Origin of the sequence: Alishewanella sp. SMS8 (genome assembly GCF_030737935.1) — a bacterium.
Taxonomy (GTDB): Bacteria; Pseudomonadota; Gammaproteobacteria; order Enterobacterales; family Alteromonadaceae; genus Alishewanella; species Alishewanella maricola.
In genome coordinates this window covers 1,211,924-1,235,575 of record NZ_JAPJEA010000001.1, presented here as the reverse complement: position 1 = coordinate 1,235,575, position 23,652 = coordinate 1,211,924, and the positions used below count along the sequence as shown (strand labels likewise).

Genomic DNA, 23,652 nt, shown 5'->3' with positions numbered 1-23,652 from the left:
GCGGTGGCTTTCTCGGTATCTGACCCCGAAGGTCAGTTCCGAAAGTCCGTCGGACCCCGAAGGTCGCGCCGAAGGTCCGCCAAAAAAAACAAACCCGCACTAGGCGGGCTTGTTGGTTCGGTATCTGACCCCGAAGGTCGCCGAAGGTCTCAAAGGTCTCAGAGGGTCACAAGGTTACGGTGCTGGTGCTGTAGTTGATAAAGAACAAGCACCAGTACCAGCATTACAAGTTACTGTTCTAAGCTCGCTTGTAGAACCACGAGCTACAGGTGTGAAAGTTAGCGATGCATTTCCTTGATATTGTGCGAAAGTGGGAGCAGTAACTGCTGATGCACAAGAATTTGCAACATAATCTCTACCAGTTAAATCAGCCCCTGTGATTGCTAAATCAGCAACAACACCACTCATATATGAACGAGCTTCAGCTAAACAAGCACCGTTTGAGCTGCGCTGTGTATAGTTTTGGTAAGCAGGCAACGCTACCGCAGCCAAAATACCGATAATCGCTACTACGATCATTAATTCAATTAAGGTAAAACCTTGTTGTACACGTTTCATAATTTACATCTCCTGAGTTTTAGTTAGCCGCTTGGGCTAACACTTATTCTGGACGGTTTTTCACATTTCGCAAGCACAATTTTTTAATCTAATTAAAAAATTACTAATTTATTGCTCTATAACAGCTTTTTGGCCGTTGTTGCGCAATAAAGCCGCACAAATAAATAACAATAAAGTACTAGATACTGTATTTGTATTGGCTGAATAACTGTTGTGCTTGTAGCCAAATATCACCGACTTGGCCGTTACCGACCGGTTGATTATTCAACAGCGTGACGGGCGCAATCTCTTTGCTGGAGCTGGTTAACCAGATCTCATCGGCGGCCAATACCTCATCATAACTGATGTCTCGCTCAACCACCTTTAGCTGGCTATGCTGGCGTAAAATCTGTAATAGCAGCAAGCGTGTTACGCCAGGTAATAATTTGTTAGAAAGTGGCGGGGTAGCAATTTCGCCGTTTTTAATCACAAACACATTAACGGCGGCACCTTCGGTTAAAAAGCCTTCACGATCGAACAATAAAATCTCTTGCGCGCCTTGCTCTTTACCTTGTTGGTAGTGCAACACGTTACCCAGCAGCGAGGTCGATTTAATATGGCAACGCTGCCAGCGTAAATCGTTACCGGTCACAGCATGATAGGTGATCGCTTGGTGTTTATCGGCCACCGGCTCTGCTGCGATGGCAAAAGCATAGGCAAAAACAGTCGGCTGAATATCGGTCGGGAAGGCATGGTTGCGTTTGGTGTCGGCGCCACGGCTTACTTGAATATACACCGCCAAGTTATCGCCCATGCTGGGGCGATTAAGCGTTAATAACTGCTGGCAAATGTCGGCCCAGCGCGCTTCGGTCATGCCATGTTGAATACTGAGCTCGGCTAAACCATTGTGCAGACGCGTGATATGCGGTGCAAACCCAACAAAACGGCCATGGTAGGACGGGATCACTTCGTAAATACCGTCGCCAAATAAAAAGCCGCGATCCATTGGCGATATTTTCGCTTCGCTGGCAGGGATAAAATGACCGTTTAAATAGACTGTGCTCATGGATATCTCGTGTCAGTTAAAAAATTAAAGGGTTGGCGTAGCAACGGGGTTTAGCGCATCGTTTACCCATTGCTGCAAGCGGGCAATCAGGGCCGCACCCTCGCTATAAGGTAAACCATCTTCTGTTAAGGTATTGGCGCGGGTAACGCCATCAATACAGCCGTTATCAACAAGGTATTGTAGTAGTTCCAGTAGGTTGGCTTGTTGTAGTAAATTTTCACCGCGTAATACCGACAGCATGGCAATAATACCCCAGGCGGCCCAATTAGAGACATCGGCGATCACCAGCTCATCGCATTCGGTAACACTGGGCGTGATATTCAGCTGGCCTAAAACAGCGGCTAAGTTACCCATACCAATTTCATTGCCACCATCGCCAATTGCCAGGGTGGGACAAGCGGCTTGCTCGAGAAAATAATCAAAGCTGGCGCAGCGCTCAGAGATATCTTCACCGCGCATATTCATATAGCGGCCATTGGCACTAAAACCGGGGCGCTCGATAGCCAGTACCAACGCCGGTTTTAATTCGGCTAAGGCTTCTGTCGCAATTTGCGCTAACTGTTGATATTGATTGACCCGCAGTGCATAGCACTGGTAACGCTGGCTTAATACGCTGAACAGCGGATCACCACAAACAATAATCGGCTTTAATTGCATTTGTAGTGCGCATTGATACAGGGCAATGGCGCCGACCGGGCCATCGGTTTCAAAGGTTTCTAACACCGGAAAACCGGTGCCAATTAATACCGTACTGCCGGCGGGTAAGTTAAACAAACGCGCGGCGCGCAGCAAATACCCGGGGCGTAAATACGGTTGTAACAGTTGCATGCCACGCAAATTACGCTCCACCAAACAGTTTTCGAGCTGTTGGCTTAACTGCTTTAAGTTAACCATGGGTTGGCTTGAGGCGGTATTGGGCGCAGCGTGTGTCATAGGGTGTCCAAAACAGTCGGGCTAATGCCATAGTGTTGATATTCGCGTTTTAATCTAGCGGTAGCTAAATGAGTAGCATTGTGCGCATCAGCGGCGGTAATTGGGCTGAAATTAAGCTGTGTGCCGCTACTGGCCTGCGCCAGAGCCCAACAATCAAGAGACAGTACATTGCCCATTTTTGGATAGCCGCCTAAGGTTTGCCGATCATTTAACAGCACTATCGGTTGGCCATCGGGTGGAATTTGCACAGCGCCATAGCTGATCCCCTCGGATAACAACTGGCTGGTACTGCAACGAATGGCAGGGCCGTTTAACTTGTAGCCCATGCGATCAAACTGCGGGCTAACCTGATAGCTGTGCAAATAAAACTGCGCCCGCGCGGTGGCACTAAATAATGCCGCTTGATAGCCTTCAATTAAACGCAGTTGCAGAGGAGTGCCGCCAGGTAAGGTGCGTTGACGAATGGCGGCGGCAACCGGCGCTTTGTTGGTGTTGATATGGCTGTTTGCTGCGGTTGCTAAAGCAAGCTCAGCCCCTGCGGTAAGCTTTTGACCGTTTTGCTGCAAGCCGCCAATCCCCTCGCGCATGACGGTGGCGCTACTGCCAAACTGAGCAGGGGCGGCAATACCGCCAGCAACCGCAAGGTATGCCCGTAAGCCACGGCTAAAGATGCCCAGTTCAAGTTCGTCACCAGGTTTAAGTGCTATTGCTTGCCAACAATTCACCGCTTTACCATTAAGCGTTAAGGGTAATTCGGCACCTGTTACCGCGATCACGCAGTTTGCAACGGCTTGTAATGTTAAGCCGCCCACACTGTGTTCAATCAGTGTGCTGTTAACAGGGTTGGCCACTAACGCATGGGCCCAGCGAAAGCTGTGTAAATCGAGTGGGCCGCCTTGGGTTAAACCCAGCGTGCCCATGCCGAAGCGGCCTTGGTCTTGCAGTAAACTTAACACCCCAGGGTTAATAATGCGCAGTACCGTCATGCTCGTCATACTAGACCGCCTAATAAGCGATATTCGCGCGCGGTGATCGGCACAAAATTGACCTGATCGCCCACGGCCACCGGCATCGCCGGTTGTTGTTTGGCGTTAAACATCGGTACCGGGCAAAGCCCTAACAAATGCCAGCCACCAGGTGAAGCGGCGGGGTACACCGCGGTTTGGCGATCGGCAATGGCGACTGCACCGGCCGGTACTTTGGCGCGTGGTGTGCTTAAGCGTGGTAGCGCCAGTGCGGCCGGGAGTTCACCCAAATAAGCAAAACCGGGTGCAAAGCCAATGGCATATACCTGATAACTACACTGGCTATGCAGTGCAATCACTTCTGCAACCGATAAGCCTGTGGCTTTGGCCACCCGCACGAGATCTAAATCGTCTTGTTCGCTATACCACACGGGCAACTCTACGCATTTTGCTGTACTGGTCGCTAATTTTGCTGCCGGTTTGGCTAAAGCCTTAACCAATAAAGGCCGCAGCGTTAAGTGGCTTTGCTGCAGCGGATTAAAGGTAACTAGCAATGAGGCATAAGAGGGTAATAACTCTACTAACACCGTGCCGACTAACGGCTGTAATAGCTGCATAGCGGTTTGAATATGCAGCGCTGCGCCAGGGCTAATTTGCTGCGTAGTTAAATACAATATATACGCATTTTCACCGGCAATTTGTAAATCATAATCTGCAGCGGATAAACCGCCCACCAACAGATCTGAGCGATTAAGATTTATCTCTGACATGCATTGACTCGCATTCGGATCTGTTGCAATTGCGTAATGCCCTCAAGGTTATCACCGTGTACGCACAGTGTATCGGCTTGCAAGGCAAGGGTACGGCCGGAGTCGGTGGTCACGGTGCCGCTGTTGAGTAATTGGTCGACTTGCTCGAGCACTTCTGCACCATGTAACACCGCACCGGCTTGAGCGCGAGGCGTTAGCTTGCCTTGATCGGTATAACGGCGATCAGCAAAGGCTTCTAATAATAATGTTACGCCGGCTGTCGTGGCTTGTTGTGTTAGTAAAGCGGCATCGGCAGTGGCTAAAATCATTAATTTTAGGGGTTTATGATAGCTGGCAATGGCTTCTAATACCGCTTGCCATACCGCAGGTTGGCTCATCATATCGTTATAAAAAGCGCCATGGGGTTTCACGTAGCTCACGCTCATACCCTGGCATTGCGCCATGCCATCGAGTGCGGCTATTTGATAATGTAACAAATGGCAAATTTCAGCGGCTGAACAGTGCATACTGCGTCGGCCAAAACCTTGTAAGTCGGGATAGCTGGGATGCGCCCCAATAATCACCTTGTGTTGTTTGGCTAGGCTGAGTGTTTGCGCCATAACATTAGCATCGCCGGCATGAAAACCACAGGCGATATTGGCAAGATCGATATGTGGCATGGCGTCGTGATCACGGCCCATTTGCCAGCTACCAAAACTTTCACCGAGATCGCAGTTAAGTAACAGGGGGGCTCGAGGCATGTCTGCTGCAGTTGACGAGATCTGTTGTACTGTCATAACGGCTCCGCTAACGTCTTTCTAAACTGTCATAGTGTGCGTGAGACGCTATGTAATGTCCAGTTGCCTAACCGCGCAAATAATAAAATATTCAGGCTTTAATTTGTTAAGAATAAACTATTCTGCCGTGATGCGTTACTGCGGTTTGGCGGCTAAATAACACCTTTTGATTAAAAAGCATCAACATAGCCAGAATATTCGTTATTTTGCTGCAGCTTTGGCTGAGCCTGTGCTTTACTTAAGTGTAGCAGTGTCCATTTTCAGGAACGACGGATGTTATATGGATAGTATTGAATTGGAAAGTCGGCTTAGAAGCTTGCAACAGGCTTTGTTACCTTTAATTCAACTGGTGAATAGAATTTCGCGTTTAGAAACCGCTTTTGTTTCCTATATCGATCCGGTGGCGGGCCGTCAGCAAGTGGTGGCGGTGTCGGGCGATGGCGAAATTAATATTGTGGCCGGTGATGAACTCGATTGGCATGATTCAATGTGTCGTTTGATCTTTAATGACGAAGGCTGGATCCAAAGCCGGGTGGCAAAGGTGTATCCCGACAGTGTTGGCGCTAAATCGGGCATGAATACGTTTTTTGCCTTACCGGTGCAATATAACAATCGGTTGATTGGCAGCTTGTGTGGTACCAGCGTGAACGAAACCGAGCTTGATACCGAACAGTACGAGCAGATCCAATTAATTGCCGAAGCGATATCGTGGCAAGTGTCGCAATGGCAGCGCTTAATTAAATTGCAGCGGCGCTTACAAACTTCGCGCCGCCATTTAAAACAAGCCTTTCAAGATAAAGAATCGCTGCGCATGTTATCCGAGCAAGATCCGCTGACCGGTTTATTAAATCGACGTGGTTTTGCAGATTTATGGCAAAGTTGTATTGAGCAGGAATCAACGGATTCTGATATCAGCGTAATGGCGCTAGATTTTGATAACTTTAAACAACTGAATGATAACTTTGGCCATCAGGCCGGTGATGATGCATTAAAAGCACTGGCGAACATCTTGACCTTGAATATCCGCGATTATGATTTTGCAGCGCGTTTGGGTGGAGATGAATTTATGTTGGTTTTGCCGACCTGTAAAAGGCTAGATGCGCTGCAAATTAGCGAGCGCATTCAACAGCAATATTTGGCCACTTTACATGGCCAGTCTCATACCATCAGTATTGGTGTGGCAGTTAGCGAGCAAGGCTGCAGTGACGATTTACTGCTACTAGCCGATAAGGCACTGTATCAAGCCAAAAACTCAGGGCGGGGTGTCATTATCGTTAACACTTTTCGGCGCTAAGCTAAGCCACTCAGTCGTTTAAAGTACGGCTAATTTGCTGTTGGGTAAGTCTGTGATCAGCATATGGCCTGGGGCATGGCTGATACAAAAATCCAGTTTCGCTTGCGCTATGGCCAATTGTGGCGTTACGCCACACGCCCAGAATACCGGCACTTCGCCTTCTTTAATGCTAACCGCATCACCGTAATCGGGCTGATTGATATTCTGAATTCCAATCTGGGCCGGATCGCCAAAATGCACCGGGGCACCATGTACTTGTGGAAAGCGCGAGCAAATTTGAATGGCGCGGATCGCTGCGGCAGGCTGCATTGGCCGCATACTGACCACCATATTACTGCTAAACACCCCAGCACTTTGGCAAGGAATAGTGGTTTTGTACATGGGGACATTTTTCTGCTCGGTAATATTACGAATTTCCAAGCCATCGGCCAGTAGCGCCTCTTCAAATGAAAACGAGCAACCGATTAAAAAAGTAACTAAATCATCCCGCCATACTGCACCTAAGTCGGTCACTTCTTCGGTAAATTCGCCGTGTCGAAAAAGCCGATAACGTGGTAAGTCGCTGCGAATATCTAAATTGGCAGCTAACTGCGGCATGTCAATAGCGCCGGGCGTTGCCGCCATGCCCAGTAAGGGGCAGGGTTTCGGATTGAAATGACAAAACTGCAAAAAATCAGCCGCATAAGCGGCGGGAATAATCGCCATATTGGCTTGTACAAAACCAGGCGCCAACCCAGAGGTGTTGCTGCTAAAAGCGCCACTGCGGCATTGCTGACGAATTTGCAAAGGGCTCAGTTGCAAAGGGTTAGGTTGTGACATAGCAACTCCGGCTTAGTGTTATGAGGTATTATTTGGTTTGCCGCACGTTAAGCATTGCCATAGATTTCGCTATTGGCCAGCCAACGTTTGATTAATTGTAAGCTATCTTCACGTGAATCTTGCCATAGCCGCGCGGCAATGGCGCCAGCTTGCGGCATTAAAGCACTATCTCGGGTTAAATCGGCAATTTTAAACTGCATTAAACCGGTTTGTCGGGTACCGAGTAATTCGCCTGGGCCACGAATTTCTAAATCGCGTTGCGCAATAACGAAACCATCATTACTTTCGCGTAATACGGCTAAGCGCGATTGTGCGGTGCGAGACAAGGGCGCGTGATACAGCAATACGCAATGTGATACTGCGCTACCCCGACCGACACGGCCACGTAGCTGGTGTAATTGCGCTAAACCCAGCCGTTCAGGGTTTTCAATAATCATTAAGCTGGCATTGGGTACATCCACCCCAACTTCGATAACGGTGGTTGCCACTAATAAATCTAACTCGCCACGGCTAAATTGCTGCATCAGTTGTTGTTTTTCTGCGCTTTTTAAGCGGCCATGTACCAAACCAATTTTTAATTCAGGTAATGCGGTTTGCAATAAACTGGCGGTGTCTTCTGCGGCTTGGCATTGCAGTACTTCAGATTCTTCAATTAGGGTACATACCCAATACGCTTGGCGCTGTTGTTCGGTAACCACCTGACGGACGCGCGCCATCACTTCGTCGCGGCGACTATCCGGGATGGCTACCGTGGTGACGGGTGTTCGGCCCGGTGGCAACTCATCTATAATAGAGGTGTCGAGATCGGCATAAGCGGTCATGGCCAAGGTTCTAGGGATTGGCGTGGCGGTCATCACTAATTGATGTGGGTAGTGATCAACAATGCCGCCTTTTTCACGTAACGCTAGGCGTTGGTGCACCCCAAAACGGTGTTGTTCATCAATAATGATTAACGCGAGGCGGCTAAATTCGACATGCTGCTGAAACAGCGCATGGGTACCAATCACCATCTGGGCTTGGCCGTTGCCAATGGCATCTAAGGCGCTTTGCCGAGCTTTACCTTTGGTTTTACCGGCCAGCCAGGCTAATTCGATGCCCAGTGGTGCAAACCAGCGTTGAAAATTAACAGCATGTTGCTCGGCGAGCAATTCAGTCGGGGCCATTAATGCCACCTGATAGCCATTACCAATAGCGTTAAGTGCCGCTAGAGCGGCCACCAGTGTTTTGCCTGAGCCAACATCACCTTGCACTAAACGCAGCATAGGCAGCGGCTTGGCAAGATCTTGTTGAATTTGTGCCACCACCCGCTGCTGTGCGCCGGTTGGGCTAAAAGGTAAGGCGGCTAAAAATTGTGCCAGTAAAGGCTCGGGCGTGTTTAATACTACGGCTTGTTGCTGTTGTGCTTGGCTGCGCAGTTTATACATGCTGAGCTGCTGGGCAATTAACTCTTCTAAAATAAGCCGTTGCTGCGCGGGGTGTTTGCCCTCTTCAAGCAATGTGAGGGCGGCATCTGGCGGCGGGCGATGAATATAACGCAGCGCATCCGCCAGCGACCAAGGCTGTTTCAATAAATGTGCCGGTAAGTATTCTGCTGGCGCATAGCGATCTAAATACGCGAGGGCGGCATCGGTAAGATTGCGCCACGTGGCTTGTTTTAGCCCTTCGGTGGTTGGGTAAACCGGCGTTAGCGTTTCCGCTACTTGCTGCTCGGTATGCTGCGGGTTTATGACCTTATATTCCGGGTGCAGCATTTCTAAGCCACGATGGCCGCGTTTTACCTCGCCAAAACAGCGAAGTTGGCTGCCTTTTTCTACTGCATTTTTTTGTGCGGCAGAAAAATGAAAGAAACGCAGCGTGATGCGGCCACTGCCATCTTGTAAGGTAACTAACCAGCTGCGCCTTTTACCAAATTGTACTTCGCTGCTTAACACTTCACCTTGCACGGTGGCGTGGATCAAGGGTTGCAAATCGGCAATCGGATACAGGCGAGTGCGATCTTCATAGCGCAGCGGCAGGTGAAATAGCAGATCCTGCACACTAAAAATAGCCAGCTTGGCAAGCCGTTCCGCTACTTTGCTGCCAACGCCTTTAATGACGGCGATGGCAATATTATCTAAACGCGTTGGGCTCAAGATACAGGCCTAGTGGGTAGACGGTACTTCCATCACGCCGTCAATTTCAATTTGAGCGCCGCGTGGTAAAGCACTGACTTGTACCGCTGCACGAGCAGGGTAGGGTTCGGCAAAATATTGGCTCATAATTTGGTTAACCACAGCAAACTGGCTAAGGTCAATTAAGAAAATATGTACTTTGACCATGTCATTCAAACTACCGCCGGCGGCCTCACATACCGCGGCTAAGTTTTTAAACACTTGGTGTGTTTGCTCCGCAAAATCATCTGAAACAAATTGCATGGTGTCCGGAACGAGTGGGATCTGGCCGGATAAATACACTGTGGTGCCAATTTTTACCGCTTGGCTGTAAGTACCAATAGCGGCTGGCGCCGCATCAGTGCGAATAATCACTTTAGACATGAAAACTATTTCCTTTTATATACTTTTTGTACGTCAGGCAGCACACGAATTTTGCGCATAACGTTAGCAAGATGGACCCTATCGCGCACTGATAGGGTTATTTTAATGACGTATTCGCCGGTATCCCGATCGTCGGTCGACAGATCTTGAATATTAGAGTCTTGCGCAGCAATAAGTGAAGTGAGCTTCGCTAGCACCCCTTGGCGATTAATAATAAAGACGCGGATATCACATAAGAATTGCTTCTCTGAGGTGTTATCCCAACGTACTGGGAAGAACTTCGCCGGTTCGCGCTCCCAACCTTTGATATTTCGACAATCCGCACGATGCACGTTTAAACCTTTACCCGGTGTGGCATTCGCCACAATAGGATCACCCGGTATCGGTCGACAACACTTGGCAAAGGTAATCAGCATGCCTTCAGAGCCAACAATAAAGGCATTTCCCTTCGGTAGCTGCGGGGTTTTGCTTTGTGGCTCTTGGCTTTCAAATTCACCTAATAAGCGCCTTGCAATAGCGATAGGTAATTGGTTGCCCAGACCGATTTCAGTATAGAGCGCATCTAAGGATTGTTGATTCACATTGGCTAAAACTTGTTCGATACGTTCTGCGGCAATGTCATCTAATTTAACGCTGCCCAAGGCTGAGGTTAGCAAGCGTTTACCTAGCGTAATAGCTTCATTTTGTTGCTGTTTTTTCAGGTAGTTACGGATGCCTAAAATGGCGCGGCTAGTCACCACGTAATTCAACCAATTGGCGTTAGGTTTACCGCCTGAGCTGGTCATAATTTCGACGGTTTGGCCGGTTTCAAGCGGTTTACTGAGGGAGTAAGGCCGCCGATCAACTTTAGCCCCTACGCAGCGATTACCGATATCCGTATGCACAGCATAGGCAAAATCAACGGCAGTGGCGCCAATTGGCAATTCTACAATTAGACCTTTAGGGGTAAACACGTAAAGTTCGTCAGGATAGAGCTCAGATTTAACGTTTTCGACAAATTCGTAGCTGTTGCCGGCAGATTGTTGCAGCTCAAGTAAGCTTTGCATCCAACGCTGCGCTCGGATCTGCGCGGTCGATTCGCGTGGCAACTCCCCGTTGGTTTTATACATCCAATGTGCGGCGATGCCTTTATCGGCCATTTCGTCCATTTCGCGAGTACGCATTTGAATTTCAACAGGAATACCATGCGGGCCAATTAACGAAGTATGCAACGATTGATAACCGTTTTGTTTTGGAATGGCGATATAGTCTTTAAATCGGCTTTCAATAGGCTTAAACAAGTTATGCATAATGCCCAGCGTGCGATAGCAACTATCGATGTTATCTACCACCACGCGAAAGGCGTAAATATCCATCACATCGTTGAACATCAGCTCTTTGTTTTTCATCTTGCGATAGATGCTATACAAATGCTTTTCGCGGCCGCTGACATCGGCGCTGATGCCGGCTTGCTCGATACGGTGCCGGATATCGTGCTGCACTTTTTCTAACAGTTCACGCCGATTGCCTCGGGCCTGTTTTACCGCTGTACTGAGCGCCCGATAACGCATAGGATAAAGCGCTTGGAAGCCCCAATCTTCTAATTCATTCTTGATATTGTGAATACCCAAGCGGTTGGCGATAGGCGCATACAACTCGAGGGTTTCTTTGGCGATCCGGCGGCGTTTTTCGGGGCGCAGTGCCCCGAGCGTTCGCATATTATGAGTACGGTCGGCCAGTTTAATCAAAATAACCCGAATGTCTTGGGTCATTGCCATAAACATTTTTTGCAGGTTCGTGGTTTCGAACTCTTTAAAGTCTTTAAATTTAACTTTGTCGAGCTTACTGACACCTTGCACCAGTTCGGCAACGGTAGCACCAAACAAGCGGCTTAAATCTTCTTTGCTAACTGGGGTGTCTTCGATCACGTCGTGCAACAAGGCGGCCATGAGCGTTTCATGGTCGAGTCGCATGTCCGCTAAGATGCTAGTTACGGCAACAGGGTGGGTAATGTAAGGCTCACCGCTTGAACGAAATTGCGGTGCGTGCGCGTCTCTGGCAACCACATAGGCCTGTTGTACCAGATTTACCTGCTCTTGTGGCAGATAGGCACTTATCTGATTTTTCAGACCTTCGAATAGATACACAAGCGCTCCAAACTAAAACAGCATAACGACAGCGTTACAAGCTGATGAAAGTTTAGAATATACGATTAAATTTAACGAATGCCAACGGCTAAAGTGCCGCTGACATCGATTAGACGGGAATTTTTACTGATCTGAACCAATAATGGCCGCGACTGCCGCCATTTCAGAGGCTTCTTGTTGTAATTGATCACGACGCTCTTGCGCATCCAAGATGCTGCTCGTGATGAAACCTTGTTCGATTTCACGCAACGCCACTACCGTGGGTTTGTCGTTTTCAAGTTCAACGAATGGCTCTTTGCCTTCAACGGCTAGCTGACGAGCACGGCGTGCTGCAACCAGAATTAAATCAAAACGGTTACCAATTTTATCTACAGCATCTTCAACGGTTACGCGAGCCATTCAGCACTCCGGAAATATTCAGGGTTAATCAGGGATGTTACAAGACCGCATAATATACGCTATTTTATCGGTTTCGCCAACAATTGATCGAGCAATGGCTGTTGCCGTTGTTGTGCAGAGGCGAAGCGGTGACGCTGGCAAAGTACAATTTGCTCAAGTTGATGCAGCGTAGCAGCAAAGTCATCGTTGATAATTAAATAGTCATATTCGTCGGCATGCGACATTTCGTTTTGGGCTTTTGCCATACGCCCAGCAATAACGTCAGCACTGTCAGTTGCACGATTGGTTAGGCGTTGCTGCAGTTCAGTTAAGCTTGGCGGTAATATAAAAATACCAATGGTGCCCGCTGCTTGTTCGCGAATTTGCCTTGCGCCCTGCCAGTCGATGTCTAAAAACACATCAATACCTTGCGCTAATTGCCGCTCTATTGCTGCGCGAGACGTACCGTAATAATTACCAAAGACTTCGGCCCATTCTAAAAACTCATTATTTTTAATGCGCGCTTTAAAATCGTCGACCGTCGTAAAATGATAATGCACGCCATCTTGCTCACCGGCACGTGGGGCACGGGTGGTGTGCGAAACACTTAATTGCATATCAGCATGGCGCTGCAATAAGGCTTGGATCAAACTAGATTTACCGGTGCCACTGGGGGCAGAAATGATAAACAGATTGCCGCTAAGTTGCTGCATGTTGTGTTCAGTCAAAGTGGTTACCTTTAAGCGCAACGAGGATAGGCAAGCAAGTTTACTGCCTGTCGCCGCTGCGTGCAATTGTCGTGGCTTAGGCTTTTGCGCTTCTTTTCGCTTTGGCCTTGATCGACAAGGTTAACGTGAAGGTGGCCATTGGTTCAGTGCCATGTAAGCTGGGGCAGGTCACCACCACTGAAACAGGCTTATTGATACGCTCGCCACTGGCTAAAGACTCATCAATCATCTGGTCAATCACAGCGCCATCATGGCTGGTAAAATGCACCTGCGCTTCGGGGCGTTTTAAAAATTGGCCTTGTACATCTTTAAAGGCAAAGTTGGCATTAACACCGCGATCTTTGGCTTTACTAAACACAGAAAAAGCCCCGGCTAAATCGGCGCCGATGGCCAAAGCACCAAAATAAACACTGCCTAAATGATTTTTAGTGCGCCAAGCATGCGGCATGGTAATTTCTACCGTTTTTTCATCCATGCGGACAATTTTCGGTGAACAAAAACCAATTAGCGGAATATAGCGCCAAGCGAATAACTTTAAAAACCAATTGGCTTTGCGTAGTGAGGTTGCCATATCTAAAACTCAAAATTGTTTGCTTTAGCCTAGCTTACCACTGGTCTGACCAAAAGCAAATTGGCGATTTCGCTTAGCGCTAGTTGGCCTTGGCTTGTTGCAATGGCCGATGTTCTAACCGATTGTAATCTAGCCAGCTGCCGTCGATGGGGTAGCGCTGTTGAAACTGCTGGTTAAGTTTGTCACTAAACTGCCAAAAGTCAGGATGGTGCCGACCAATGCCAATGTCGTTCAGCAATTGCCGATACTGTTGCTCAGTGTGCATTTGCTGCACTTGTGCGACAACTTTAGGCAACTGTGCTTCGGATAGTTTCCAAAATGCATCGGGGTAACTGCCTAAAATACCGCTGACTAAGGTGGTGGTATCTGCGGCCGGATGACGGTTTTCTTCTTCTTTTAATAGGCTGCTGACATTAAAGTGGGCGCTATTGCGGATCAACGTAAATAATTCTGCGGCACGGCCATCGGAGGGTTCCAGCATAATAATGGTAAGCTCAGGCAATAGTGTCGCACTGGTGCCTTGTAGCTGCCCTAATTGAGAGAGCAGGTTTAAGCTGTTGTTGTTTAATTGGCTATCGCTTAATTGATAACGCTGCGGTTGCACAGCGTATAATTGCTCTGCAAATAATTGATATAGTTCGGCTTTGTGATCTGGCGTTTGAAACGTGATGCCGCTGGGTTGTGAAAACGGGTTAATGTCACCTTTAATAAACTCGGTCAGTTCTGGACCTGCTTGCTGATACCAATCTGCAAATTCTTGGCGGCGGCTGGCCTCGGGTAAAAAGGCTAAGAAATTCGATTCACCCTCCATGCGCAGAAAATCCATATACAGCCGTGTCATCAGTTGATGACCGTAATTACCATAAACGTCGAACCCGGCAACCAGCAAGTAGTGGATGCGTTCAAGCAGCGCATAATCAATAACCCAAGCGGTTTTAGGGGGAGCGCCCAGTAACCCTTTTACCACAGTGGCATTGTCAAAATGCCGAAAAACGGTGAGGCTAGCATTTTGATTTTGGCCATCGCCATCCCACAACACGTCAGGGGTTAGGTAGGCGCTTTGCTGTAAATGCTCATTTAAAAAAGCGCTACGTGCTTGCAGATAATCGCCTTGTCGAGCAGCAAAGCCGACCCAGCTCACGGCAAAGGTGGTACTTTCTTCTTCAGCCGGTAAGCGCAAATTGTCTTGTTGCGAGAGATAAAAAGCATTTACGGCGGCACTTTCAGCGAGTTCGGGTTTAATAAAATATACCCAAAATCGATCGTTAATAACATTAAGTGCCACTTGGCCGCGGCAAACCGGGCCTTTGATGTAACCCATAATGGTATTTTCAGCACGCTCTAACATAAAGCGATAGCGCGCGTTCACTGGTAGTGCTTTAAAGGCGGTCAGTGGGTTGGCGGCGATCTCGGGGGCATAGCCGGGTAATGCATGCACTTGATAGTCGGCATCTTTAAACCAGCGTTGCCATTTTTGCAGCAAGTTGTCGTTGATGTCGTATGGTTGGTGCGTTTTATTGACAATAGTGTCGCGCACGGCTTGAAGCCGATAATAAACGCGCTCAACTGCCGGATCATCATAAGGTCGGCGCCCGGCAATTACCTCAATAGCTTGGCCAGGTGGTGTTTTTGAGCGCAAGAGCCGAAAGAATTGTGGTCGTTCGTTGTCATCATGCAGTGCGCTGAAATACAAATGAGACGTAAATAAATGCTCGTAAATATAGCGAGCACTTAACCGGGTTTTTAAATCATCAGTATTGAGCCATTGCTCAAGTTGCTGCACAGCGGCTTGGTGTGCGGCCGGTAATGGCGCATCCGCAGGAAAATAAGCGCCGGCGCTAAGCCAATTGCTTAAAAGGCTATGTTCTTGTGCATTTAAACCGGGTAAAGCATATGGCATTCCGGCATAAGGCTGCGCCTTGGCATAACGAGCAAATTCGCTATCTGTTGGGCATTGCTGTTGACGATTCAGGCTTAAATCAAATTGTTCTGTCATCGCATTAGCGTCTGGTAGCGGATGTGCTTGTTTTAATTGCAGCATTTTCGTTATTAAACCGGTGGTGATCGGCGCATCTGCTTGTTGGTTTTCCAGCACTGAAAAAAAGCCACGTTCACGCCATTCTTGCGTGGTGGCGGCATCAAGGTGCAGCCGGTTCGGTGTTGCGGCTAATAAACGTGTGCCATCGTACACTTTTTCTTTATGCGCGCCGCGCGCAAAACCTTGCGGTGCGCTCATGTTCAATTGGCAAGGGGAGTCGTAACAGGCATGACACACCACGCAGCGAGATTCCAGCAGCGGTTTTATCTGTTGTTGGTAATGCGCAGCAAGCTCTGGATCTTGGCTGATTAACGGCTGCGTTAGGCTGTCGGCAGCTTTGCCGCGTGCTAAAGGTGATGCCCGATCTGCGAAGTACAGCGCCGCAACAATCGCGCATAAGACAAGTAATACTCGCCATTGGTTTGATAAAAATACTGTCCGTTTCAAAATAACTCCCTACTTTCTTAAGCAAATATACTAGCCGTTCTTTGCTAAAATTACTAACTGCAACCAAAAAAAACGGCTATTAAAAGTCGTTGTGGTGTCGAGGATGAGATTTTTTAGTATCGAATAAATGTTGTTGATGTTAAGGCGCTTGGCGTGTTGTTATGAGTGGTTCAACAATAAAATTAAGGAATGAGCATGAGCGAGCAAGAGAGTGCTGCGGTGGTTTTCACGGAAGATGACTTTGCCAAAATGACGGTATTTAAGCGCTTTGAAGGCGGCACGGTTTACACCTTTGACACTGATACGCAATTCTTAGTGGTAGTTGACGAAAGCACGATGGCTTTTTTACTGGAAGAAGAAAGCGATGACATGCAATTTATCAAATGCACCGCATTTGCCACTGCAGAAGCCCGCTTAGCGTATTTACAAGCTAAATACCCAAGTAGTGAAAACGATGCCCCTGATTTTTGAGCTTGCCTATCGCTACAACCTAGTTTTATATTATTCGATGTAGATCTACTTGTAGATTGTAAATTTATTTTTTAAAACAGTAGTTTAATTTTTTAATTGTTGGTGTTTTGTTGCTTTACCCGCCACTTTGCCCACCATTTTTTGTTCGCTTTTAATACTCATTAACTTCTTAGATTCGAAAGCGGGTTATCAAATTGTTGCTCTGCATAATCCAGTACGTCATTCGACAGCTTTATAAAAACAGCTAAAGCATCGTGCCATTTGGCAGGGCTTTCTGCATAAACCATAGGGCTAACATAGCTGTTATAGCGCTGCTCGAACTTTGGGGTCGCAGCTAAGAGCTGCAATCGGAAGCGAAATTCCTCGATAGGGGATTCAACCATCTGCGGGTGTTGATTACCATAGCGCTCGACATCGGTTTTAATGGCTCTGACTACCAGAGAGCCAAGTTGTTCTATCTTGGAAGGTTGGGCAAGCTGGATATGGTACGTATCGTAAATATGCCTAACCAAGGTCTCATCATCATCTCGTCCACTGTTGAGCGCCACACTGGCTGTTCTGCGCATCCTTGACAGCAATTTTTCTGCTTGCGTCTCGACAATAGCAGCGCAAGACAAATGTTTAATCTCGATATCAGATTTCAACATTTGCGCATAAATTGACTGGATGCTGCGAGACTCAGCAATACAGAGTAAATCAGACTCGATAAACTCCAACTTGAAGAATGGGTGAAGACAAGGTGCTTGTTGGTACTCTTGAGGGTAACGGATATCGAAGTTAAAGTACCTGTATTCATCCAGTACCAGCGCGGTTTTCTCAATAGAAAAAGTTTTACTCGTTTAAATTGTCGACTCAACCAACTGCTTAGCCGTTTTACGGGCATTTCTTTTCGCATTGCGGGAAATAAGCCCAGAAAACGTCGGCTTAGGAACCAGTTTCAGATCAACATCTTCAGACATGCGATAAGTTTTTATTGATGATTTTGCCAGCGCCGTGCCGCCAGAAAATACGATTCGGTGATAGGGGAGTTCAATATAAGATAAATGTACCAGCAGCTTTACGACATAATAGTCTTTTTCAACATTAGCCGGGTTACCGAGCCCCAGGGCGTTGGCAACGTCGACAAACAGTGAGCTATCGAATTTCGTTGACACGCTGTTTCCCTACCGCAATTTTGCGGGTAAAGCGTGAGCTCTTTGGAATAATTTTGACGTTTGCTGGAATTTGAGTGCTTTCGCCTGACAAATTTTTAAGAGATAAGTCATCAAGCTTATAATCAACGCCTAACCTTTCCATGGCTTCAATAAGCACCCCATCGTTACCGGCTGGGTTATCTGGCATTAACTGGCCAGTGATGCGATTGACTCTGGCACGCACATACAGGCCCTAACCAATTTTAAGCAGCAAGCCCTCTTGCACCAGGCTTCTGAGGCCTCGGCCAACCTGGTCATAATCAGCGATATCAGTAAAATCAGAGCGCAGGAAAACAGAACGCTTAGAGCGCTTTACTCTGGTTTGTATTCTGTCTTGTATCGTCATCTGATACCTCCTGCAAATAATGGTCATAGCATATGCAAAAATACGACAATTAAAAGCCGAAACTCTGCATAAATAAAGCTTTGGTGAAGAGTTAAACTCAGTTGAATTTGCCCGCTTAGTGTTTAGCGTTACTTGACCGAGTAAAGTTAGCAGAGGTGATTAGCTCTGCTATTCCACTCACCAAATGAGTGGATTAGCTAATGTATTCACCTTAACAAGGTAAGCCCAGCGACAGCCTGCCCGCTCTTGGTTCAGTTAGTTGAGGTATAGTGTTTGGTGAAGAGTGCTTCTGTGCGGAAGTGCTTGGTATGTCATTTTTAAACAGTAGGTTCCTGATTGAACCTACTGTTTTATTTCCGGTAACGTTAATTTATTCCACGTTTTGGATCTGCTCCCGCATCTGCTCTATCAACACCTTAAGCTCTACAGCCGCATTGGTAATCTCAGTGCTAATAGCTTTCGATGATAGCGTATTCGCTTCGCGGTTAAACTCTTGCATCATAAAATCTAAGCGGCGGCCGCAGGCGCCGCCTTTTTTTAGGGTGTGGCGGGTTTCTTTGATATGTGCATCAAGGCGGTCTAGCTCTTCAGCTACATCGGATTTTGAGGCTAAAAACGCCATTTCTTGCTCTAAACGGCCTTGCTCGATATCGGCTTTAATATCGTTTAACCGGTTTACAATACGGTCACGCTGCCATTGCATCGCTTGCGGTAAGTGACTACGCACAAAGGCCACTTGTTCGGTAATGGCGCTTAAACGTTGCTGGATCATTTGCTCGATGGCGTCGCCTTCGCGGCCGCGACCGGCTAAAAAGTCTTGTAAGGCGGCGTCAAAGCCCGCCAGTAATTCGCCTTGTAGTGCGTCTACATCTTCGCTGGGTGTTTCCATGACACCGGGCCAGCGCAGAATGTCGGCAATATTTAGGGTGGCTTGTGGGGCTTTTTGCAGTAATTGCTGCGCTTTTTGTAACAGCTGTTCGGCAAAGACCTCATTTAGTGTCAGTTCACCCGCGGCTTGGTTGGCATGAAAACGTAAATTCACTTCTATTTTGCCGCGTTGCAGGCTGTTTCGCAGTTTGTCACGCAATAAACTTTCGAGGCCACGAAATTGCTCGGGTAAACGAAAGTACGATTCTAAATAGCGCTGATTAACAGAGCGAATTTCCCATTGGGCAGTACCCCAACTGGCTTGGGTTTCGTGGCGGGCGAAGGCAGTCATACTATGAATCATTGATTTGTTCCAAACAGCAAGAATAGGGCTGAGTATACCTGAGTTTCAGGTTAAATGGCCAATATCAGCAGCAGCTTACCCTGTCATCATCGGCGCAAGGGTATGGGTAAAGAGTGTCGCTAATCATGCCTAAATGGTTTGTTACCTGACTAAAACGTGATTGATTTTGCCTAGAGATAGCCCTTAGCGGCCTAAGCTCTTATAATAGCCCCTACATTTTTAGTCAGGAGAAGCTTTATGCGTCCAAGTGGCAGAACCGCCAGTCAAATCCGCCCTCTTTCATTTACCCGTAATTTTACCGCGCACGCCGAAGGTTCGGTGTTGGTGGAGTTCGGCAATACCAAAGTGATTTGTACTGCCAGCGTAGTGGAAGGTGTGCCACGTTTTTTAAAAGGCCAAGGTAAGGGTTGGATCACGGCAGAGTACGGCATGTTACCGCGAGCAACGCATACGCGTAATGATCGTGAAGCGGCTCGGGGTAAGCAAGGCGGTCGCACCATGGAAATTCAACGCTTGATTGGTCGGGCACTGCGCTCCGCAGTAGATTTAAGCTTACTGGGTGAAAACACCATTACCATCGATTGTGATGTGATTCAGGCCGATGGTGGTACGCGTACAGCATCGATTACCGGTGCTTGTGTAGCTTTAGTTGATGCGTTGAGCTATTTACGCAACAAAGGCGTGTTAAAAGTGAACCCGTTAAAATTCATGGTTGCGGCGGTGTCGGTGGGTATTTACAAAGGCACGCCCGTGGCAGATTTAGATTATGCTGAAGATTCTGCGGCAGAAACCGATATGAATTTAGTGATGACCGAAACAGGCCAAATCATTGAAATTCAAGGTACCGCAGAAGAGGCGCCGTTTAGCTTTGATGAAATGCAACAGATGTTAGGCCTGGGTCATCACGCCATTCTTGATATCGTCGCTGAACAAAAACGTGTATTGGCCTAAGAGGTTTGTATGAAAGCATTTCAGCGTGAGTTTATTGAGTTTGCCTTAGCGCGCCAAGTGTTAAAGTTTGGCAGCTTTACCTTAAAGTCTGGCCGCACCAGCCCGTATTTTTTTAATGCAGGCTTGTTTAATACCGGCTCTGATTTAGCAAAGTTAGGTCGCTTTTATGCTGCGGCTTTACAAGATAGCGGCTTAGACTTCGATGTACTATTTGGCCCAGCGTATAAAGGCATCCCTATTGCCACCACTACCGCAGTTGCCTTAGCGGATCACTATGACCGCGATGTGCCTTATTGTTTTAATCGCAAAGAGGCGAAAACCCATGGCGAGGGCGGCAATTTAGTCGGCGCACCTCTGCAAGGGCGCATCATGTTGGTGGATGATGTGATTACCGCGGGTACGGCTATCCGTGAATCGATGCAACTGATTCAAGCACAAGGCGCCACGCTAACCGGCGTGTTAATTGCGTTGGATCGGCAAGAGCGTGGCCAAGGTGAGTTATCAGCGATTCAAGAAGTTGAGCGTGATTTTGCGACTAAGGTGGTGTCGATTATCAGCTTGCCGGATCTGATCCATTATTTAATGGATAAACCGGAATTAGCTGAGCATTTGGCCGCGGTACAAGCTTATCGTGCAGAGTATGGTGTAAATTAATCTATTCTTAAGATTTAATACCTAAGCTCGCTATCCAAATAAAAAGACAGCCTGTTAAGCACAGTTAGGAACGCACTATGATAAAGCCAAATGGCGTTGGGTTAGCAAGGGTGTTAAAAGCCGCTAAATGCTCTATGCAGGGCTTTGCTGCTGGCTGGCGGCACGAATCCGCTTTTCGTCAAGAAACGCTGTTAACCCTGCTGTCTGTGCCGTTAGCCGCGATGTTAGCGCAATCGGTCAGTCAATTTGCCTTGCTTGTTGGCGTATGGTGTTTGGTGTTGGTCGTTGAATTGCTCAATTCTGCTATTGAAGCATTAACCGATCGGGTCGGTTTAGAGCGGCATGAATTGTCAGGTCGGGCAAAAGATCTCGCTTCAGCTGCGGTGTTTACCAGTTTAGTGATTGTTGGTTTAGTGTGGGGAGCGGCGCTTTGGGAGCGTTTAACGCTACCCTAAACAGGTTAGCGTAACAACAAGGCACCGCGAGTTTATCACTTTGCGGTGCTTTTTTTATTCGGTTATTGAAACACACTTTGCTCAAGTAACGCCCATTGATTACTCCAGCACTGTGTTGGCAAGCGTTTAAAGCCCGAGCGCACAAACTGGTTAATCTTACCTTCGACGGTGGCTAGCAATAAATTGGCGAGTTCTGCTTCGTCAATACTGAACCCTTTGCCTTCGCGCAATTTGCGCTCGCGCAAGCATTGGCGAAATTGTGCTTCTAACTTTTCAAACAAGACCGCCACTCTTTCTAAAAGCCGCTCTTGCTCACCTTGTAAGGCATCGCCGGTTAAAATTCGGCAAAAGCCGGGATTACGTTCGGCAAAAACTAATACTAACTGCAACATTAAACTGATGCGAGTTCGAGTATCTTTGTGCTCATCGCTAATCGCGTTTACCGTTGAAAGCAAGGTGTCTTCGATAAACTCAATTAAGCCTTCATACATGCGGGCTTTACTTGGGAAATGCCGATAAAGTGCGGCTTCTGATACGCCGACTTTTTCTGCCAGCGCCGCGGTTGTGATCCGCTGACCATTACTGTTGCTCTGCAGCATGGCGGCAAGAGCTTGTAAGATATCTTCTTTTCGATTAGCGCGTTTTGGTGTTGTCATGCGAGCTGGACGATCCTTAATGTTTACCTGAGTGGCCAAAGCCGCCTTCACCTCGTTCTGAGCTATCAAATAACTCAACTACATTAAATTCTGTTTGCACTACTGGCATAAACACCAACTGCGCAATACGGTCGCCGGGTTCAATGCTAAAGCTTTGTTGGCCACGGTTCCACATCGAGACCATTAACGGGCCTTGATAATCAGAATCAATCAGCCCAACTAAGTTACCAAGAACGATACCGTGTTTATGGCCTAAACCCGAGCGCGGTAGAATGGTTGCACATAATTGTGCATCGCCAATATGAATGGCAATACCCGTAGGGATCAGGGCGGTTTCACCCGGGGCTAGCGTTAACGTTTGTTCGACACAAGCCCGCAGATCTAAACCGGCAGAGCCTGGAGTAGCATAAGCGGGTAAAGGAAACTCGTTGCCAATACGCGGGTCGAGGATTTTTAGGTCAATAGCTTTTTTCATCATGGCTTCTTTTCTAATGCGTGATAATGTTGACTGATCAGGGCGATTAACTGCTCTGCTAATTGTTGTTTGGGTTGTACAGGTAAATCTAATTCGCCTAAGGGCCAAATCAGCGTAATGGCGTTTTGATTGCTGTTAAAGCCGCTATTAGGCTTAGAAACATCGTTGGCGCAGATCATATCCAGTTTTTTATTTAGCAATTTTTGCCGAGCATAATCGAGCACATTGCGTGTTTCTGCGGCAAAACCAACAGTAAAAGGTCGGTTTTTGTTCATGCCGGCAACGGCAGCAATAATATCGGGGTTTTTCACTAAGGTGAGATGCAGCTCACTCTCGCTGCCTTTTTTCAGCTTATCGGTGGCGATTTCGCTCATCCGATAATCTGCTACCGCGGCACAGCCAATAAAAATAGCGGATTGCGCGGCGGCAGTGAGTGCGGCTTGATGCATTTGTTCAGCACTTTCAACCTGAATCATTTGCACGCCGGCGGGCGCAGGCAATTGCACAGGCCCACTGATTAAGGTGACCTTAGCACCTGCTTTCACCGCCGCTTCAGCAAGGGCATAGCCCATTTTGCCAGAGCTGTGATTACTGATATAACGCACTGGATCAATCGCTTCGCGCGTAGGCCCTGCGGTAATAGTGAAAGTTAAGCCCGATAAAACGTGTTTAGAGCTAAGAAGCGGTTCAATTAACGCGACGATGTCTAGCGGCTCTAACATGCGGCCCGCACCCACATCACCACAGGCTTGCACACCCGAACCTGGCCCAAAAATGTGAAATTTATGTTCTTTTAATGTTGCTATATTTTTTTGTGTAGCTATATTTTTATACATTTGCTGATTCATCGCTGGTGCCACAGCCACGATAGCGTCACTTGCTAACACGCAAGTGGTTAATAAGTCATTCGCTAAGCCATGCGCTAAGCGGGCAATCACATCGGCACTGGCTGGGGCTACGATAATTAAATCAGCCCATTTTGCCAGCTCAATATGGCCCATCGCTGCTTCCGCTGACGGGTCGAGGAGGCTATGGCTTACCGGGTTTCCGGAGAGGGCTTGTAGCGTTAAGGGCGTAATAAAATGCTGGGCAGCATCGGTTAAGATCACCCGCACATCGGCGCCGCGTTCCGTTAAACGCCGCACCAAGTCAGCACTTTTGTAAGCGGCAATACCGCCGCTGATACCAAGTAAAATACGTTTAGAAGCAAGGCTTTGCTGCATAGCAGAAGCACCCTA

General features: G+C 47.8%; 24 protein-coding genes and 1 pseudogene. 5 read left to right on the top strand and 20 right to left on the bottom strand.

Annotated elements, in window-relative coordinates; translation table 11 throughout:
* Nucleotides 1-174: 174 nt before the first annotated feature.
* The 6 genes from ORJ01_RS05730 to ORJ01_RS05705 form a co-directional block, all read right to left on the bottom strand.
* On the bottom strand, nt 175-558 hold the full coding sequence (locus tag ORJ01_RS05730) for a pilin (protein WP_306177241.1): 384 nt from the start codon (nt 556-558) through the stop codon (nt 175-177).
* A gap of 178 nt (nt 559-736) precedes the next feature.
* Nucleotides 737-1,603 carry an aminotransferase class IV gene (locus ORJ01_RS05725; RefSeq protein WP_306177240.1) on the bottom strand — a complete coding sequence of 289 codons (867 nt, stop codon included), beginning with the start codon at nt 1,601-1,603 and terminating at the stop codon, nt 737-739.
* Between the two features lie 24 nt (nt 1,604-1,627).
* Nucleotides 1,628-2,536, bottom strand: coding sequence for a glutamate cyclase domain-containing protein (locus ORJ01_RS05720; RefSeq protein ID WP_306177239.1), 909 nt, complete (start codon nt 2,534-2,536; stop codon nt 1,628-1,630).
* Nucleotides 2,533-3,531: a biotin-dependent carboxyltransferase family protein gene (locus ORJ01_RS05715; protein WP_306177238.1), complete on the bottom strand. Its 999-nt coding sequence runs from the start codon at nt 3,529-3,531 to the stop codon at nt 2,533-2,535. The genes ORJ01_RS05720 and ORJ01_RS05715 overlap by 4 nt, the downstream gene beginning before the upstream one ends.
* Nucleotides 3,528-4,271 (bottom strand): allophanate hydrolase subunit 1, encoded by a 744-nt coding sequence (locus ORJ01_RS05710; RefSeq protein ID WP_306177237.1) that lies wholly within the window; start codon nt 4,269-4,271, stop codon nt 3,528-3,530. Before ORJ01_RS05710 ends, ORJ01_RS05715 begins: the two co-directional genes overlap by 4 nt.
* The gene (locus ORJ01_RS05705) at nt 4,259-5,047 is read right to left on the bottom strand and encodes a 5-oxoprolinase subunit PxpA (protein WP_371930710.1); all 789 of its coding nucleotides are present in this window, start codon (nt 5,045-5,047) and stop codon (nt 4,259-4,261) included. The genes ORJ01_RS05710 and ORJ01_RS05705 overlap by 13 nt, the downstream gene beginning before the upstream one ends.
* Before the next feature lie 280 nt (nt 5,048-5,327).
* Between ORJ01_RS05705 and ORJ01_RS05700 the strand changes: the two genes are divergently transcribed.
* Nucleotides 5,328-6,341, top strand: coding sequence for a diguanylate cyclase (locus tag ORJ01_RS05700; protein ID WP_306177236.1), 1,014 nt, complete (start codon nt 5,328-5,330; stop codon nt 6,339-6,341).
* A gap of 18 nt (nt 6,342-6,359) precedes the next feature.
* On the opposite strand, the gene ORJ01_RS05695 is transcribed toward ORJ01_RS05700, so the two are convergent.
* The 8 genes from ORJ01_RS05695 to ORJ01_RS05660 form a co-directional block, all read right to left on the bottom strand.
* Entirely contained in the window at nt 6,360-7,160 is an 801-nt protein-coding gene (locus tag ORJ01_RS05695; protein ID WP_306177235.1) for a putative hydro-lyase, read from the bottom strand.
* 47 nt (nt 7,161-7,207) lie between these two features.
* Nucleotides 7,208-9,292 carry an ATP-dependent DNA helicase RecG gene (gene recG, locus ORJ01_RS05690; RefSeq protein WP_306177234.1) on the bottom strand — a complete coding sequence of 695 codons (2,085 nt, stop codon included), beginning with the start codon at nt 9,290-9,292 and terminating at the stop codon, nt 7,208-7,210.
* Nucleotides 9,293-9,301: 9 nt separating this feature from the next.
* On the bottom strand, nt 9,302-9,694 hold the full coding sequence (locus tag ORJ01_RS05685) for a RidA family protein (protein WP_306177233.1): 393 nt from the start codon (nt 9,692-9,694) through the stop codon (nt 9,302-9,304).
* Nucleotides 9,695-9,699: 5 nt separating this feature from the next.
* The gene (gene spoT / locus ORJ01_RS05680) at nt 9,700-11,820 is read right to left on the bottom strand and encodes a bifunctional GTP diphosphokinase/guanosine-3',5'-bis pyrophosphate 3'-pyrophosphohydrolase (RefSeq protein WP_226749313.1); all 2,121 of its coding nucleotides are present in this window, start codon (nt 11,818-11,820) and stop codon (nt 9,700-9,702) included.
* Between the two features lie 123 nt (nt 11,821-11,943).
* Nucleotides 11,944-12,219, bottom strand: coding sequence for a DNA-directed RNA polymerase subunit omega (rpoZ, locus tag ORJ01_RS05675; RefSeq protein ID WP_226749314.1), 276 nt, complete (start codon nt 12,217-12,219; stop codon nt 11,944-11,946).
* Nucleotides 12,220-12,278: 59 nt separating this feature from the next.
* Complete coding sequence (gmk, locus tag ORJ01_RS05670; protein ID WP_306177532.1) at nt 12,279-12,911, bottom strand: guanylate kinase; 633 nt, start codon at nt 12,909-12,911, stop codon at nt 12,279-12,281.
* A gap of 91 nt (nt 12,912-13,002) precedes the next feature.
* Entirely contained in the window at nt 13,003-13,497 is a 495-nt protein-coding gene (locus ORJ01_RS05665; protein WP_306177232.1) for a DUF4442 domain-containing protein, read from the bottom strand.
* A gap of 79 nt (nt 13,498-13,576) precedes the next feature.
* Complete coding sequence (locus tag ORJ01_RS05660) at nt 13,577-15,982, bottom strand: fatty acid cis/trans isomerase (RefSeq protein ID WP_306177231.1); 2,406 nt, start codon at nt 15,980-15,982, stop codon at nt 13,577-13,579.
* A 195-nt stretch (nt 15,983-16,177) separates the two neighbouring features.
* Here ORJ01_RS05660 and ORJ01_RS05655 point away from each other — a divergent pair, with 195 nt between their 5' ends.
* The gene (locus ORJ01_RS05655) at nt 16,178-16,453 is read left to right on the top strand and encodes a hypothetical protein (protein WP_306177230.1); all 276 of its coding nucleotides are present in this window, start codon (nt 16,178-16,180) and stop codon (nt 16,451-16,453) included.
* Between the two features lie 161 nt (nt 16,454-16,614).
* Here ORJ01_RS05655 and ORJ01_RS05650 read toward each other — a convergent pair.
* The 3 genes and pseudogenes from ORJ01_RS05650 to ORJ01_RS05640 all read right to left on the bottom strand — a co-directional run bounded on the left by ORJ01_RS05650 (nt 16,615) and on the right by ORJ01_RS05640 (nt 19,223).
* A pseudogene (locus ORJ01_RS05650) lies at nt 16,615-17,607 on the bottom strand (nucleotidyl transferase AbiEii/AbiGii toxin family protein).
* Complete coding sequence (locus ORJ01_RS05645) at nt 17,588-17,794, bottom strand: hypothetical protein (RefSeq protein ID WP_306177229.1); 207 nt, start codon at nt 17,792-17,794, stop codon at nt 17,588-17,590. The pseudogene ORJ01_RS05650 and the gene ORJ01_RS05645 overlap by 20 nt, the downstream one beginning before the upstream one ends.
* 568 nt (nt 17,795-18,362) lie before the next feature.
* Nucleotides 18,363-19,223 carry a YicC/YloC family endoribonuclease gene (locus tag ORJ01_RS05640; protein ID WP_306177228.1) on the bottom strand — a complete coding sequence of 287 codons (861 nt, stop codon included), beginning with the start codon at nt 19,221-19,223 and terminating at the stop codon, nt 18,363-18,365.
* Between the two features lie 237 nt (nt 19,224-19,460).
* On the opposite strand from ORJ01_RS05640, the gene rph reads away from it, so the two are divergent.
* From rph to ORJ01_RS05625, 3 genes are all read left to right on the top strand, one after another.
* On the top strand, nt 19,461-20,174 hold the full coding sequence (rph, locus tag ORJ01_RS05635; RefSeq protein ID WP_306177227.1) for a ribonuclease PH: 714 nt from the start codon (nt 19,461-19,463) through the stop codon (nt 20,172-20,174).
* Nucleotides 20,175-20,183: 9 nt separating this feature from the next.
* Nucleotides 20,184-20,828 carry an orotate phosphoribosyltransferase gene (gene pyrE / locus ORJ01_RS05630; protein WP_226749328.1) on the top strand — a complete coding sequence of 215 codons (645 nt, stop codon included), beginning with the start codon at nt 20,184-20,186 and terminating at the stop codon, nt 20,826-20,828.
* A 77-nt stretch (nt 20,829-20,905) separates the two neighbouring features.
* Entirely contained in the window at nt 20,906-21,283 is a 378-nt protein-coding gene (locus ORJ01_RS05625) for a diacylglycerol kinase (protein WP_306177226.1), read from the top strand.
* A 62-nt stretch (nt 21,284-21,345) separates the two neighbouring features.
* Here the strand turns inward: ORJ01_RS05625 and slmA are convergent, their stop codons facing one another.
* Genes slmA through coaBC form a run of 3 tightly spaced genes read right to left on the bottom strand, consistent with a single transcriptional unit; the run spans nt 21,346 to nt 23,637 of the window.
* Complete coding sequence (gene slmA / locus ORJ01_RS05620; RefSeq protein WP_226749330.1) at nt 21,346-21,939, bottom strand: nucleoid occlusion factor SlmA; 594 nt, start codon at nt 21,937-21,939, stop codon at nt 21,346-21,348.
* A 16-nt stretch (nt 21,940-21,955) separates the two neighbouring features.
* Complete coding sequence (gene dut / locus ORJ01_RS05615; RefSeq protein WP_329605539.1) at nt 21,956-22,414, bottom strand: dUTP diphosphatase; 459 nt, start codon at nt 22,412-22,414, stop codon at nt 21,956-21,958.
* Nucleotides 22,414-23,637: a bifunctional phosphopantothenoylcysteine decarboxylase/phosphopantothenate--cysteine ligase CoaBC gene (coaBC, locus tag ORJ01_RS05610; RefSeq protein ID WP_306177225.1), complete on the bottom strand. Its 1,224-nt coding sequence runs from the start codon at nt 23,635-23,637 to the stop codon at nt 22,414-22,416. Before coaBC ends, dut begins: the two co-directional genes overlap by 1 nt.
* Between the last annotated feature and the right edge of the window lie 15 nt (nt 23,638-23,652).